The sequence below is a fragment of the Acidovorax sp. GBBC 1281 genome (assembly GCF_028473645.1).
Lineage (GTDB): Bacteria > Pseudomonadota > Gammaproteobacteria > Burkholderiales > Burkholderiaceae_C > Paracidovorax.
The window spans coordinates 5593486-5608902 of the sequence record NZ_CP097269.1; the positions used below are offsets into that span (position 1 = coordinate 5593486).

The window sequence follows — 15417 nt, forward strand, 5'->3', positions numbered from 1 at the left end:
GCAGTTTCCGCAGTCCCGAGGTCAGGTAGCGGTCAGGCACGCCCGCCGATAAACGCGGCATGAGCATACGACACCCCTGCATCCTTCTTTGCGCCCTGGCCTGCGCACTGCCGGGCTGGAGCCAGACCCGCGCCTCCGACAGCCCCGCAGCGCCGATCGCCACGGCCCCTGCCGCTGCCCCCCTGGCGCCGCAGTGGACGCTGGCGCAGGCCCTGGCCGCCGCCCGCGACAACAGCGACGTGATCCAGTCCCGCCAGGCCCTGGCCGCGGCGCGCGCCGACGTGCTGAGCGCCGACCATGCCCCCTTGCCGGTGTTCAGCTCCAAGGCCACCTCCATGGACCTGCAGCACGGCCTGGGGCCCGGCAACGTGCTCACGCGCAAGCGCATCGACAAGTCGGTGGGCATCGACTGGACCTGGGAGCGCGGCAACAAGCGCGAGCTGCGCACACAGGCCGCCCAGCGCGCCGCCGATGCAGCCCAGGCGGATGTGGAAGACACGCAGACCCAGCAGCTGCAGGCCGCGCTGGCCGCCTACTACGACCTGCTGGCCGCGCAGGAGCGCGTGCGCGAAACCGCCGAGATCGAACGCAGCGTGGCCGAGCTGGCCCGCCTGGCCGACCGCCGTGTGAAGGCAGGCGACCTGTCCGCGCAGGACGCGTCGCGCACCCGCATCGAGGCCGAGCGCGCCCGCGCCGACACGCAGGCCGCCACCCAACTGCAGGAGCAGGCCGCGCTGGCACTGGCGCAGGTCACGGCCAGCAGCCTGGCGGTGCAGGCTGGGGGCACCGACTGGCCGGCCCTGCCCGCAGCCGCCGCCTCGGGCGCGGCCCCCGGCAGCGGCCCGCTGGACGGCGGCGGCGATCTGGGCGCCTGGGCCGAAGCCCGGGCCGACGTGCGCGCCGCCATCGCCCGCGTGCAATCCGCCCAGGCGGCGCTGGACAACGCCAGCGCCCTGCGCAAGTCCGACTGGACGGTGGGTGCCTCGGTGGACCACTACCCCGGCACCTCCAACCGCCTGCTGGAAGTGCGCGTGCAGATCCCGCTGCAGTGGGGCTACCAGTTCCAGGGCGAGATCGGCCGCGCCCAGGCCGAGCTGACCCGCGCGCAGGACGCGCTGGACAACACGCGCCGCCTGGCCTTGCTGGACCTGCAGCACCTGCAGCAGGCCGCGCTGAGCGCCGCGCGCCGCGCCGCCAGCTACGACGAAGGCGTGCTGCCGCGCGCCCGCCAGGTGGCGCAGAGCGCCGAGCTGGCCTACCGCAAGGGCGCCATGCCGCTGACCGACCTGCTGGACGCCCAGCGCACCCTGCGCGCCACGGCACTGGAGGCGCTCTCGGCCCGTGCCGACTATGCCAAGGCCCAGGGCGCCTGGCTGCTGCGCACGCAGCCGCAAGCCCTGCTGGGCAGCCTGCCCTGAACGACCCCGCCCCACGTCCAGCCACGCCAATCCATGCCCCGCCGTTCCCCTTCCACCTCTCGTATCGCGAAGTCCACCATGGTGCACCCTGCCCTCTCCCTCCCGCGCCTGACCACCTGCGGCCTGCTCGTCCTCGCCCTCGGCGGCGGCGCGCTTCTGCAAGGCTGCAGCAAGGCCGCCGAACCCGCCACGGCGCCGGAAGCCGCACCCCCCATCGCCCAGTCGGGGCAGCTGCGCTTTCCGCCCGGCCACCCGCAGCTGGCGCTGCTGACCGTGGCCCCCGCGCGCGCCAGCAAGGACATCGCCGTGGACCTGCCCGCACGCCTGGTGTGGAACGAGGAACGCACCCAGCGCGTGTACCCGGCATTCGCCGGCCGCGTCACGGCCATCCGCGCCGACCTGGGCCAGTCGGTCAAGGCGGGCGCGCCACTGGCGCTGCTGGCCTCGCCCGACTTCGGCCAGGCCCAGGCGGACACGGCCAAGGCCCGCGCCGACCAGTCGTTCGCCCAGCAGGGCCTGCGCCGCCAGCGTGAACTGTTCGAAGCCGGCATCGTGGCCCGCAAGGACCTGGAGCAGGCCGAAGCCGACGCCGCCCGCGCCCAGGCCGAGGTGGCCCGCGCCGCCGCGCGCACCAGCCTCTACGGCGGCGGCAATGCCGTGAACCAGCAGCTGGCACTCACGGCCGGCATGGCAGGCGTGGTGGTGGAGCGCAACCTCAACCCCGGCCAGGAGGTGCGGCCCGACCAGTCCGGACCGGGCAACCCGGCGCTGTTCGTGGTGACCGACCCCGCCTCGCTGTGGGTGCAGATCGACGCGCGCGAGGGCGACCTGGCCTCGCTGCGCCCCGGCGACAGCTTCACGCTGCAGGTGCCAGCCTACCCCGAGGCCACCTTCACCGGCCGCGTGACCGCCGCGGCCGACGCGATCGACCCCGGCACGCGCACGCTCAAGGTGCGCGGCGTGGTGCCCAATGCCGACCGGCGCCTGAAGGCCGAGATGCTGGCCACCGTGCACGTGCAGGAAAGCCGCGAGGGCGGGGTCGTCATCCCCGCCGCCGCCGTGACCCTGAACGGCACGCAGCACACCGTGTACGTGCAGCGCGAGCCCGGCGTGTTCGAGCCGCGCAAGGTGGTGCTGGGCTACGAGGGCCCGCGCGAGGTGGTCGTCTCCCGCGGGCTGGAGGCCGGCGAGAAGGTCGTCGCCGAGAACGTGCTGCTGCTGGCCCGCCAGTTCCAGGCGGCCGAGGAAGATGCGCCCGCACCGGCGCCCGGCGCGCCCGCCAGCCCGGCGGGCGGCAAGGCGGAAGGGACGGCCAAGCCATGAGGCGCCTCATCCACTACGCGCTGCACCAGCCGCTGTTCATCGTGCTGGGCACGGTGCTGTTCGCCCTGGCGGGATTCATCTCGTTCAAGAACCTGTCCGTCGAGGCCTTTCCCGACGTGACGGACACCCAGGTGACGGTGATCGCCCTGTACCCGGGCCGCGCGCCCGAGGAAGTCGAAAAGCAGGTCACCCTGCCCATCGAGACGGCCCTGGCGGGCCTGCCCAATTCGATCCGCGTGTTCTCGCACACGCAGTTCGGCCTGTCGTTCAGCGTGGTCACGTACGACGACGCGGCCAACACGAACATCGTGCGCCAGCAGGTGGCCGAGCGGCTGTCCAGCATCGACCTGCCGCCCGGCGTGCAGGCCGAGATCGCGCCCAACGCCACGCCGGTGGGCGAGATCATGCGCTACCGCCTCAAGGGCGACGGCCTGTCGACCACCGACATCCGCACCGTGGAGGACTGGACGGTGGAGCGCGCGCTGCGCCAGGTGCCCGGCGTGGCCGACGTGGTGGCGATGGGCGGCTCGATCAAGCAGTACGAAGTGCAGCCCGACATGGACCGGCTGCGCGCGTACAAGGTCACCTTCCAGAACCTGCTGGATGCGCTGGGCCGGGGCAACGCCAACGCGGGCGGCAGCTACGTCGCGCAGGGCGCGCAGCAGTACACCATCCGCGGGCTGGGCCTGCTGCGCTCGGCCGACGACATCGGCCGCATCGTGGTGGCCTCGCGCAACGGCACGCCCGTGCTGATCCGCGACATCGGCCAGGTGAAGATCGGCGCCGTGCCGCGCCTGGGCGTGGTCGGCCAGGACCTGGACGACGACGTGGTCACCGGCATCGTCGTGATGCGCAAGGGCGAGAACCCGAGCGTGGTGCTCAAGGGCGTGAAGGACCGCATCGCCGAACTGAACGCGCGCGGCATGCCGCCGGGCGTGCAGATCGTGCCGTTCTACGACCGCACCTGGCTCATGGACAAGACGCTCACCACCGTGTTCCACAACCTGGTGGAAGGCGCGCTGCTGGTGGCGCTGGTGCTGTACATCTTCCTGTCCAACCTGCGCGCCAGCCTGGCCGTGGTGGTGGTCATTCCGCTGGCCCTGCTCTCGACCTTCATGGGCCTCAAGATCATGGGCGTGCCGGCCAACCTGCTGAGCCTGGGCGCCATGGACTTCGGCATCATCGTGGACGGCGCGGTGATCGTGATCGAGAACATCATGCACCGCCTGGCCGAGCGCGGCGAGGACATGGACGACCGCGACCGGCGCGACACCATCATCGAGGCCGCCGGCGAAGTGGGTCGGCCCACGCTGTTTTCTATGCTCATCATCATCGCGGCGCACATCCCCATCTTCGCGCTGCAGCGCCACGAAGGCCGCATCTTCCAGCCCATGGCGTTGTCGGTGTCGGCCGCGCTCGTCGGCTCGCTGATCTTCTCGCTCACCCTGGTGCCGCTGCTGGCCTACTGGATGCTGCGCAGGAAGCTGCCGCACGGCGACAACCGCGTGGTCACCTTCGCTAAGCGCGCCTACGCCCCGGTGCTGGACTGGGCCCTGGCCCGCCGCCGCACGGTGGTGGTGATCGCGCTGGCCGTGTTCGGCCTGGCGCTGGTGGCCGCATCGCGCCTGGGCTCGGAGTTCCTGCCCGAGCTGGACGAGGGCACCACCTGGGTGAACTTCACCCTCTCGCCCAACGTTTCCACCGACGAGGCGGCGCGCGTGCTGCGCATGGCCCGCAAGGCCCTGCTGAGCGTGCCCGAGGTGCGCACCACGGTCTCCAAGGCCGGCCAGCCCGAGGACGGCACCGATCCCAAGACCATCTCCATGGCCGAGATCTTCGTGGACGTGAAGCCCGAGGACCAATGGCGCCCCGGCATGACGCGCGAGAAGATCACCGAGGAGATGGGCCGTGCGCTGTCGGCCATCCCCGGCATCGACCCCGCGTTCTCGCAGCCCATCCGCGACAACGTGCTGGAGTCGATCTCGCAGATCAAGGGCCAGATCGTCATCAAGCTCGCGGGCGACGACCTGGTGGAGATGAAGCGCATCACCGACGAGATCGCGCGCGAGATCAAGCAGGTGCAGGGCGTGGCCCGCGCCGAGATCGACCGCGACGGCCAGGTGCCGCAGCTGCTGCTGGACATCGACCGCGACCGCGCCGCGCGCTACGGCCTGAACGTGGGCGACATCCAGGACGTGATCGAGGCCGCCCTGGCCGGCAAGGCCGCCACCAGCCTGTGGGAGGGCGAGCGCAAGTTCGCCGTGGCCGTGCGCCTGCCCAAGGACGAGCGCGTGATCTCCAACCTGCCGCGCACCCCCATCGCCACGCCCGACGGCGGCTACGTGCAGCTGGGCGACGTGGTGCACATCCGCGAGGGCACGGGCGCCATGAACATCGCCCGCGAGGCCGGGCGCCGCACCACGGCCATCGGCATCTTCATCGCGGGCCGCGACATGGGCTCGGTGGTGGCCGACATGAAGGCCCGCGTGGAGAAGAACGTGAAGATCCCGTCCAACTACCAGGTCAACTGGTCGGGCGAGTTCGAGAACCAGGAGCGCGCGATGAAACGCCTGTCGGTGGTGGTGCCCATCTCGCTGCTGCTGATCTTCGTGCTGCTGTTCGATGCCTTCAAGTCGTTCAAGATGGCCTCGCTGATCCTCATCAACGTGCCGCTGGCGCTCATCGGCGGGTTCATCGCGCTGTGGGTGTTCGGCATTCCGCTGTCGGTGTCGGCCGCCATCGGCTTCATCGCGCTGTCGGGCCAGGCGGTGCTCAACGGGGTGGTGATGCTGTCGGTGTTCCAGCAGCTGCAGTCGGGCGGCATGGCCGTGGTCGATGCCGTGCGCCAGGGCTCCATGCAGCGCCTGCGCACCGTGCTGATGACCGCCATGCTGGCCATGCTGGGGCTCCTGCCCATGGCGCTGTCGCACGAGATTGGCTCGGAGACGCAGCGGCCGCTGGCCATCGTGGTGATCGGCGGGCTGGTCACGGCGACGCTGCTCACGCTGGTGGTGCTGCCGGCGCTGTACGTGGCGTGGTTCGGGCCGCGCAAGGGCCGGTCCGGCGACCCCGCGCCCGGTGGCGACGCCCCCAAGGCCTTGGCCTGAGGGCCGCCCGGGTGGCTCCGGGCCGGCATGGCGCCGGCCGGGAGCACCGGGGCGAGGCGCCTTCGCTAGATAGGAAAAGGAAGGAAACGCAAGGGCCGGGGAACCCGGCCCGTCCGGTTCAGCCCCCGGTGAGCTGCGGCCGCGCCAGGCCGCTGGAGGCGGGCAGGCCCTGCAGCTGCCCACCAGCGTGCACGGACGCGTAGGCCTGCCCGTCGGCCAGATGGAACTGCTGCACCACCTGCGACAGGCGCGCGGCCTGCTCGCGCAGCGATTCGGCGGCGGCGGCGGATTGCTCGACCAGCGCGGCGTTCTGCTGCGTCATGCGGTCGATCTCGCCCACCGAGCCGTTGACCTGGCCGATGCCGGTGGTCTGCTCGGCCGAGGCGGAATTGATCTCGCCGATGATGTCCGACACGCGCTGCACGCTGTCCACGATTTCCTTCATGGCCGCGCCGGCGTCCTCGACATGGCGCACGCCGCCGTCCACCGCGGTCACGCTGGAGCTGATCAGCGCCTTGATTTCCTTGGCCGCTTCGGCCGAGCGCTGGGCCAGGCTGCGCACCTCGCCGGCCACCACCGCGAAGCCGCGGCCCTGTTCGCCCGCGCGGGCCGCTTCCACCGCCGCGTTCAGCGCCAGGATGTTGGTCTGGAAGGCGATGCCGTCGATCACGCCGATGATGTCGCTGATCTTGCGGCTGGAGCTGGAGATCTCGTGCATGCTGGCCACGGCCTGCTGCACCACGCTGCCGCCGCGCGTGGCGATGCCCGAGGCGGACGATGCCAGCTGGTTGGCCACCTGCGAGGACGATGCGGTCTGCTGCACCGTGGTGGTGAGCTCTGCCAGCGAGGCCACGGCCTCCTGGGCGTTGCTGGCCGTCTGCTCGGTGCGGCCGGACAGGTCCTGGTTGCCGGTGGCGATCTCGGCGCTGGCGGTGGCGATGCTGCCGCTCGCATCGCGCACCTGCGAGACCAGCGCCCCCAGGCCCTGCTGCATGTCGTCCAGCGCGCGCTGCAGGTCGGCCACTTCGTCGCGGCCCTCCACCTGCACGCGCTGCGAGAGGTCGCCGCCGGCGATGGCCTGCGCCATGCGCCGGGCCTCGGCCAGCGGACGGCAGATGGACACCATGTTGAGCAAGGTCAGCGGCACCACCACCACGATGGTGATGAGCACCGCCAGCACGAACAGCCACTGGGTTTCGCCGGACACCTGCTTTTGGCGGGCGGCCACCTCGGCCACCTCGTTGCGCAGGCTGGTGTCGAGCTGGACCATGAGCTTGTCGGCCTCGGCGAACTCGGCCACGGCCTTGCCGCTCATGCGGTTGGCGATGGTGGCCGTGTCGTAGCCGCCGGCCTCCAGCTGCCGCGCCACGTGCGCGAACTGTTCGCGGTAGCTGTCCAGCCGCTTGACGATGTCGCGCACCAGGGCGTTGTCCGGGTCTTCGGGGCCTTCAAGGAAGCGGGCCGCGACCTTCTTGGCGCGGTCCAGGTTGGCCAGCCAGGCCGTGTGCGCCTGCTTGACGCCCTCGGGCTTCTCGTACTGGATGATCATGTCCTTCTCGAACTGGCGGATGGCTCCCATCTCGCCGCGCAGCTCGGCCATGTAGCCCACCTCGGAGAAGGAATTCGCCATGAATTCCTCGCTCATCGCGTGGATGCGGAACATGCCCAGCATGCCTGCGCCCCCCAGCAATCCCAGCAAACCCAGCACCACTCCGATCGCACCCAGCATGCGTACCCGGATGGAAAAACCCCGCATGAGCGAAAAGAAATTCATAGTTGTCGTCCTCTAATCTCTTCGGTGGCCAGCAAAAGGAGGCGCACCATATGCAACCAAACGTTGCAGTGTGCCAGACCTGCCGACTTTTAACCGAATGTAACTATCAAACGCGCCAGCGCTTCAATAGCAAAGCGTTCGCCATCACACTCACCGAGCTAAGGGCCATGGCCGCGCCCGCCACCACGGGGCTCAGGTAGCCCAGTGCGGCCAGGGGAATGCCGGCCACGTTGTAGGCAAACGCCCAGAACAGGTTCTGCCGGATCTTGGCGACCGTACGGTGCGAGATGTCCAGCGCCGCAGCCACCAGCCGGGGGTCCCCGCGCATCAGGGTGATGCCCGCGGCCTGCATGGCCACATCGGTGCCGTTGCCCATGGCCATGCCCACGTCGGCAGCGGCCAGGGCCGGCGCGTCGTTCACGCCGTCGCCCACCATGGCCACCGCGTGGCCTGCCGGGCGGTGAGTGCCAGGCCCCGCCACGGCCTCGGACCGCAGGCGCGCCACGCACGCCGCCTTGTCGCCGGGCAGCACCTCGGCCATCACCTCGCCGGCATCCGGGTCCAGCCCCAGGCGGCGCGCCATGGCCTCGGCCGCGCCCCGGTGGTCGCCCGACACCATCACCACGCGCAGGCCCCGCGCCCGCAGCGCCGCCAGGGCCTCTCGCGCACCGGGCTTGGGCTCGTCGCCGAAGGCCAGCAGCGCCCGCAGCACCCATGCCGGGCCGGCCATACCCTGGCCCGGCTGCACTTCGCCCGGCGGTGCCTCGGCCACCGCCGACACGGTGGCACCGGCCGATTGCAGCGCGGCGGCGGGTCCGGCCAGGGCGCCCAGCGGCACGCCCAGTTCCTCCATCCAGCGCAGGCTGCCCACGCGGAAATGGCGCCCGGCCGCCGTGCCCTCGGTGCCCCGGCCCGGCACGGCGCTCACGGCCTGCGGCGCGGGCACACCCAAGCCGCGGCGGCGGGCCTCCTGCACCACGGCGCGGGCCAGCGGGTGTTCGCTGCCGCCCTGCACGCCGGCCACCGCCGCGAGCAACGCGTCACCGTCCTGCCCGGGCGCCACCTCGAAGGCGGTCAGCCGGGGCTGGCCCACCGTCAGCGTGCCCGTCTTGTCGAAGGCGACCGTGCCCACGCGGTGCGCGCGCTCCAGCGCCTCGGCGTCCCGGATCAGGATGCCGTGCCGGGCCGCAACGCCCGTGCCCGCCATGATGGCCGCCGGCGTCGCCAGGCCCAGCGCGCAGGGGCAAGCGATCACCAGCACCGCCACGGCGTGGATCACCGCCGCCTCGCCGCCGGCGCCCACCCAGAGCCAGCCCAGCAGCGTGGCCAGCGCGATGCCCAGCACCACCGGCACGAACACCGCCGACACCCGGTCCACCAGCCGCTGGATCGGCGCCTTGCCGGCCTGAGCGTCTTCCACCAGCCGGATGATGCGGGCCAGCACCGTCTCGGCCCCCACGGCCGACACCTGCACCACCACCCGCCCGTCGCCGTTGATCGAGCCGCCCGTGAGCGCCTCGCCCGCGGTGCGCGGCACCGGCAGCGGCTCGCCGGTCAGCATGGATTCATCCACCTGCGTGTGCCCCTCCAACACCGTGCCGTCCACGGGGATGCGCTCGCCCGGGCGCACCACGATCCGGTCGCCGGCCATCACCTCGGCCACGGGCACGTCCACCTCGCCATCGGCGCCCACCAGGTGCGCCACGTCGGGCCGCAGGGCGTGCAGCGCCCGGATGGCCGCCGTGGTCTGGCGCTTGGCCCGCGCCTCCAGCCACTTGCCCAGCAGCACCAGCGTGATCACCACGGCCGAGGCCTCGAAGTACAGGTGCGGGGCATGGCCGGCGGGCGCGGTCAGCCACAGCCAGAGCGACAGCCCGTAGCCCGCGCTGGTGCCGATCGCCACCAGCAGGTCCATGTTGCCGGCGCGCGCCTTGAGGGCGCGCCACCCCGTCTTGTAAAAGCGCGCGCCCAGCCAGAACTGCACGGGCGTCGCCAGCAGCCACTGCAGCCATGCCGGCAGCATGCCGTGCGGGCCGAGCAGCGCGCCGAAGCGCTCCGGTAAGACGCCCAGCAGCATCGGCAGCACCAGCGGCGCCGACAGCGCCAGCCCCAGGGCCACCGGCCCGAAGCCCGCCCAGGGCGACTGGCCACGCGCCTCGGCGTCCTGCGCCTGCGGGGCGCGGGGCTCGTAGCCCGCGTTGCGCACCGCCCGGCGCAGCTGCGCCTCCATCGCCGCGCCCGCACCGCCCGCACCGGCAGCACTGGCCGCATAGACCACATGCGCCCGCTCGGTCGCCAGGTTGACCGTGGCCTCCTGCACGCCCGGCACCTTGCGCAGTGCGCGCTCCACGCGGCCCGAGCAGCTCGCGCAGGTCATGCCGCCGATGCCCAGGTCGAGCGTGCCCGGGGCGGAATCGGAGGGGGATGGCGGGGCGGTGGGTGTCGGGTTCATGGGGGGCACCTTAAACCTTGACGCGATGGCAAGGTCAAGCGCCCCGCGGAAAGCACGGGGCTGCTTGACTCTGCCACCATGTCAGGGTTCATGATGCAGGCACCCTTCTCCCTTTTTCCTCCACCCACTGAACGGAGCACCCCATGCAACACCATCTCCAAGTCACCGGCATGACCTGCGGCCACTGCGAACGCGCCGTCGTCCACGCCGTCCGCCAGGTCGATCCCGACGCCACCGTGCAGGTGGATCTGGCCCAGGGCAAGGTGGTGGTCGAAAGCGACCGGGCGCGCGACGCGCTGGCCGCCGCGATCACCGAAGAGGGCTACACGGTCGCCGCATGAGCGCCACGGTCGCACCGCAGGGCGGCCCGGTGCCCATCGGCACCGCGGCGGAGCGGGCCGGGGTCTCGCCGCGCATGGTGCGCCACTACGAGGCCCTGGGCCTGCTGGCCGGCGTGGCGCGCACCGGCAGCGGCTACCGCCAGTACACCGAGGCCGACGTGCACACCCTGCGGTTCATCCGCCGCAGCCGCGACCTGGGGTTCTCGATGCAGGAGATCGCCACCCTGCTCGGCCTGTGGCAGGACAAGCGCCGCGCCAGCGCCCACGTCAAGCAGATCGCCCAAGCCCACATCGACGACCTGGCCCAGCGCATCGCCGCCATGCAGGCCATGCAGCGCACGCTGCAGTCGCTGGTCGGCTGCTGCCAGGGGGACGAGCGGCCGGACTGCCCGATCCTGGACGATCTGGCCGCAGCGCCCGAAAGCGCTGCGCAGCCGCCCATCCGCATCAAAAAAGATAGCAGCATGCCCTAGCATTAATTGCCATTCAGGCAAAAAAGCCTCGCGAATGGCTGCAGCAAAAGCGATGGCAGCTCATTTTTTAATAGTACAACACAGGAGACAACGATGCCGCAGCCACCCGCACCCGACGCCGCCAGCCCGCCCCTGGTCTTTCGCCGCGAGGGGGCCATTGCCACGCTGCAGTTCCACCGCCCCGCCGCGCTCAACGCCATCGACGTGCCCATGGCCCAGGCCCTGTGCGCGGCCGCGCGCAGCATCGCGCCCGATTCGGGCGTGCGCGCCGTGGTGCTGTGCGGAGCGGGCAAGGGCTTCATGGCCGGGGGCGATCTGGCCACCTTGCGCGAAGACCCTGTCCAGGGCGCCGCCGACCTGCTGGGCCCGCTCAACGAGGCCGCCACGCTGCTCGCGAACATCGACGCGCCCGTCATCGCCAAGGTGCACGGCGTGGCCGCCGGGGCCGGGATGAGCCTGATGCTGCTGGCCGACTTCATCCTCGCCGCCGAGGGAACGCGCTTCAACCTGGCCTACATCAACCTGGGCACCAGCTGCGACGTGGGCGCCTCGTGGGCCCTGCCGCGCCAGGTGGGCCTGCGCCGCGCGCTGGAGATCGCCCTGCTCGGCGACACGCTCACCAGCGCCGATGCCGAGCGCCTGGGCCTGGTCAACCGGGTGGTGCCCGCCGACCAGCTCGATGCGGCGGTGGACGCTCTCGCCGAGCGCCTGGCGGCCGGCCCCACGGTGGCGCTGGGCCACATGCGCCGGCTGATGCGCGCCTCGTTCGACCGCGACCTGCCCGCGCAACTGGAGGCGGAAACCCGCGCCTTCGGCGACTGCGCGCGCACGGCCGACCTGGCCGCGGGCATCGCCGCCTTCTACGCCAAGGAAAAGCCGCGCTTCGAAGGGCGATAGGCAACCCTGCGCGGCAGGGCACGACACGGCAGCGGCGGCTGACGCCCACGCGCCTGCCCTGCCGGCCGCCCGGCCCTACCATTCCGTCCGATCCGCAGCGCAGCGCAACGACCGGCCCCCGATTTTCAGCACCTGTCCGTCCATTCATTCCTTGAGGAGACCCCTGCCATGAACCACCGCGACGTCTTCATCGTCGGCACCGCCCGCACCGCCATCGGCACCTTCGGCGGCACGCTCAAGGACGTGCCCAACAGCCAACTGGCCACCACGGTCACGCGCGCCGCCATCGAACGCAGCGGCCTCGCACCCGACACGGTGGGCCACGTGGTCATGGGCAACGTCATCCCCACCGACACCAAGGACGCCTACCTGGCCCGCGTGGCCGCCATCGATGCGGGCTGCCCCATCGAGACGCCGGCCTTCAACGTCAACCGCCTGTGCGGCTCCGGCCTGCAGGCCATCGTGTCGGCCGCGCAGGCCATCGTGCTGGGCGACTGCGACGTGGCCATCGGCGGTGGCAGCGAATCCATGAGCCGCGGCCCCTACTTCGACACCGCCGCGCGCTACGGCCAGCGCATGGGCGACGCCAAGAGCATCGACTACATGCTGGGCATCCTGCACGACCCCTGGCAGAAGATGCACATGGGCATCACCGCCGAGAACGTGGCCGAGCGCTACCGCATCAGCCGCGACATGCAGGACGAACTGGCCGCCGCCAGCCAGCACCGCGCCGCCGCGACCATCGCCGCCGGTTATTTCAAGGACCAGATCGTTCCGGTGGAGATCGCCACGCGCAAGGGCACCGTGCTGTTCGACACCGACGAGCACGTGCGCGGCAACACCACGCTCGACGTGCTGGCTGGCATGAAGCCCGCGTTCAAGAAGGACGGCGGCAGCGTCACCGCCGGCAATGCCTCGGGCATCAACGACGGCGCGGCCGCCGTGGTGCTGGTAGCCGGCGACCGCGTGGCTGCGCTGAACGCCAAGCCGCTCGCCCGCCTGGTCGACTATGCGCACGCGGGCGTGGACCCGGCCTACATGGGCATCGGCCCCGTGCCCGCCACGCGCCAGGTGCTGCAGCGCACGGGCCTGAAGATCGAGGACATGGACGTCATCGAGGCCAACGAGGCCTTCGCCGCCCAGGCCTGCGCCGTCATCCAGGAACTCGGCCTGGACCCCGCCAAGGTCAACCCCAACGGCTCGGGCATCTCCCTGGGCCATCCCGTGGGTGCCACCGGCGCGATCATCACGACCAAGGCCGTCGCCGAGCTGCACCGCACGGGCGGGCGCTATGCGCTGGTGACGATGTGCATCGGCGGCGGGCAGGGCATCGCGGCCATCTTCGAGCGGGTGTGATTGGCTTTGTTGCACAAATCGCGATGCTGATGCCCGTAGACTGACTGCGTGACAGAGACGAAGAACAGGCAGCGGAGCAAGTACCGCACGACGAACTGGAAGGCGTACAACGCGGCGCTGAAAGCGCGAGGCTCGTTGACGATGTGGCTAGTGTCCTGTCCCGTTAATTCGCAGGCACGATAGCTGCATGGTTTCGGGCCATCCTTGAGGTGCCGCCATGCCCAATGCAACGACCCGAACAGAAATTGCGCTTAGTGAAGTGGAGCGCGCGGAACTGACGTCCATGGCGCGATCACGTTCGCTGCCAGCGGCGTTGTCGCTCAGGGCGCGCATCGTGCTGACTTGCGAAGGCACAGATAAAGCCAGCACCGCGGTTGCGCAGGCTCTGGGGATCAGTCGTAGCACTGTCACCAAGTGGCGCGGGCGCTATGCGCGCCATCGCATTGCAGGGCTTTACGACGAGTTGCGCCCGGGTCGCCCCCGCACGGTAGATGACGAGCGTGTTGCTGAGTTGATTACCAAGACGTTGCACACCAAGCCTGCTGATGGGGGTACCCACTGGAGCACCCGCACGCTGGCCGCCGATACGGGCATCAGCAAGAGCACGGTGGCGCGCTATCTGCAGACCTTCAACCTCAAGCCGCACCGGGCCGACAGCTTCAAGCTGTCGACCGATCCGCTGTTCATCGAGAAGCTGCGCGACGTTGTGGGGCTGTACCTGAACCCACCTGACAACGCGCTGGTGCTGTGCGTGGACGAGAAGAGCCAATGCCAAGCTTTGGAGCGTACGCAGCCGATGCTGCCAATGGGGTTTGGCTATGTCGAAGGTGTCACGCACGACTACGTGCGCCACGGCACCACCACCTTGTTCGCGGCCCTGAACGTGATGAATGGCCAAGTGATCGCGCAGTGCCGGCCCCGGCATCGTCATCAAGAGTTCCTTGCCTTCCTGCGCGCCATCGACAAGGCAGTGCCCGACGAACTGGATGTGCACTGCATAGCTGATAACTACGCCAGCCACAAGCATCCAAAGGTGCGCGCTTGGTTGGCCGAGCGGCCTCGCTGGCACATGCACTTCGTTCCGACCTATTCAAGCTGGCTCAATCAGGTCGAGCGCTTCTTCTCGATCATCACCACGCGGGCAATCCGCCGTGGCTCGTTCACCAGCGTGAAGGATCTGATCAACAAGATCGACACATTCATCGCGAATTACAACCAGTCCTGCCAGCCGTTTACTTGGACAGCTACAGCAGACTCCATCCTCGAAAAACTCGCCAGACTATGCGGGCGAATTAACGGGACAGGACACTAGATGAGGGCATGCAGTGGTTTGGCACGCCGACCGGCAGGCGTGGACGCAGCCGAACCTTCTCGGACGCAGCAATCCAGTTCTGCCTGAGCATCAAGTGCCTGTTCGGCCAGCCCTTGCGACAGGCGCTGGGCATGGTGCAGAGCCTGCTGCGGCTGGCAAAGCTGGACTGGCCGGTACCTGACTTCAGCACTGTTTGCCGGCGCCAAAAGACCTTGCAGGTCGAACTGAGCTACCAGCGAACCAACTCGCCGCTGCAGTTGCTGGTGGACAGCACCGGCATCAAGTTCCTGGGCGAAGGAGAGTGGAAACGCAAGAAGCATGGTGCTGAATACCGGCGCGAATGGCGCAAGGTCCATCTGGGCATCGACGCGCAGACGCTGGAAATACGCGCCATCGAGGTGACCAGCAACGCCATTGGGGATGCGCCGATGTTGCCCGGGTTGCTGGCTCAGATTCCCACTGACGAATCCATCGAAAGCGTCAGTGCCGATGGCGCCTACGACACGCGCGCCTGCCTGGACGCCATTGCCGAGCGGCACGCGATGGCGGTGATCCCGCCCCGCAAGAACGCCAGCCATTGGAAGAAGTCGAGTCCGGGCTCGGCGCATCGTAATGAGGCCATTCGGGCGTGCCAGCGCCTGGGTCGCGGCATTTGGAAGAAGTGGAGCGGCTACCACCGGCGCAGCCTTGTGGAGACGAAGATGCACTGCTTCAAGCGACTGGGCGAACGGGTGATCGCGCGCACGTTCGACCGCCAGGTTGTGGAGCTGCATGTCCGCGTGGCCTTGCTCAATCGGTTCAGTCAGATCGGCCGTCCTCACACCGTGTCGGTGACTGCTGTGGCATAGGTCCGTCTGGGGTTGGGGTCATGCCGTCTGCAATTCGATTTGTGCAACAGCGCCCAGCGGCTGGCCGACCACCTTGAGCTGGTCGATGGCATTGTGCGAAGCCGGGGTGTCGAATT

General features: G+C 70.0%; 10 protein-coding genes and 2 pseudogenes. 10 read left to right on the forward strand and 2 right to left on the reverse strand.

The features are described from left to right. The first annotated feature begins 59 nt into the window (after positions 1 to 59). From M5C96_RS26260 to M5C96_RS26270, 3 genes are all read left to right on the forward strand, one after another. Entirely contained in the window at positions 60 to 1418 is a 1359-nt protein-coding gene (locus M5C96_RS26260; RefSeq protein ID WP_272566295.1) for a TolC family protein, read from the forward strand. Between the two features lie 78 nt (positions 1419 to 1496). Next, positions 1497 to 2741: an efflux RND transporter periplasmic adaptor subunit gene (locus M5C96_RS26265; RefSeq protein WP_272566296.1), complete on the forward strand. Its 1245-nt coding sequence runs from the start codon at positions 1497 to 1499 to the stop codon at positions 2739 to 2741. Beyond that, positions 2738 to 5848 carry an efflux RND transporter permease subunit gene (locus M5C96_RS26270; RefSeq protein WP_272566297.1) on the forward strand — a complete coding sequence of 1037 codons (3111 nt, stop codon included), beginning with the start codon at positions 2738 to 2740 and terminating at the stop codon, positions 5846 to 5848. Before M5C96_RS26265 ends, M5C96_RS26270 begins: the two co-directional genes overlap by 4 nt. Before the next feature lie 118 nt (positions 5849 to 5966). On the opposite strand, the gene M5C96_RS26275 is transcribed toward M5C96_RS26270, so the two are convergent. Together M5C96_RS26275 and M5C96_RS26280 are read right to left on the reverse strand one after the other, a co-directional pair. Then, complete coding sequence (locus M5C96_RS26275; RefSeq protein WP_272566299.1) at positions 5967 to 7622, reverse strand: methyl-accepting chemotaxis protein; 1656 nt, start codon at positions 7620 to 7622, stop codon at positions 5967 to 5969. A gap of 106 nt (positions 7623 to 7728) precedes the next feature. Next, positions 7729 to 10074, reverse strand: coding sequence for a heavy metal translocating P-type ATPase (locus tag M5C96_RS26280; protein ID WP_272566300.1), 2346 nt, complete (start codon positions 10072 to 10074; stop codon positions 7729 to 7731). Positions 10075 to 10217: 143 nt separating this feature from the next. On the opposite strand from M5C96_RS26280, the gene M5C96_RS26285 reads away from it, so the two are divergent. The 7 genes and pseudogenes from M5C96_RS26285 to M5C96_RS26315 all read left to right on the forward strand — a co-directional run. Then, a complete protein-coding gene (locus tag M5C96_RS26285) occupies positions 10218 to 10415 on the forward strand; it encodes a heavy-metal-associated domain-containing protein (RefSeq protein ID WP_272566301.1) in 198 nt (65 codons plus the stop codon). Continuing rightward, positions 10412 to 10888: a Cu(I)-responsive transcriptional regulator gene (gene cueR, locus M5C96_RS26290; protein WP_272566302.1), complete on the forward strand. Its 477-nt coding sequence runs from the start codon at positions 10412 to 10414 to the stop codon at positions 10886 to 10888. Before M5C96_RS26285 ends, cueR begins: the two co-directional genes overlap by 4 nt. Before the next feature lie 93 nt (positions 10889 to 10981). Next, entirely contained in the window at positions 10982 to 11785 is an 804-nt protein-coding gene (locus tag M5C96_RS26295) for an enoyl-CoA hydratase/isomerase family protein (RefSeq protein ID WP_272566303.1), read from the forward strand. A gap of 168 nt (positions 11786 to 11953) precedes the next feature. Continuing rightward, the gene (locus M5C96_RS26300) at positions 11954 to 13141 is read left to right on the forward strand and encodes an acetyl-CoA C-acyltransferase family protein (protein ID WP_272566305.1); all 1188 of its coding nucleotides are present in this window, start codon (positions 11954 to 11956) and stop codon (positions 13139 to 13141) included. Between the two features lie 48 nt (positions 13142 to 13189). Then, positions 13190 to 13291: pseudogene (locus M5C96_RS26305) on the forward strand (IS5/IS1182 family transposase); the annotation flags it as partial. A 67-nt stretch (positions 13292 to 13358) separates the two neighbouring features. Then, on the forward strand, positions 13359 to 14453 hold the full coding sequence (locus M5C96_RS26310; protein WP_272563777.1) for an IS630 family transposase: 1095 nt from the start codon (positions 13359 to 13361) through the stop codon (positions 14451 to 14453). Beyond that, positions 14450 to 15301: pseudogene (locus M5C96_RS26315) on the forward strand (IS5 family transposase); the annotation flags it as partial. The gene M5C96_RS26310 and the pseudogene M5C96_RS26315, both read left to right, overlap by 4 nt. Positions 15302 to 15417: the final 116 nt, after the last annotated feature.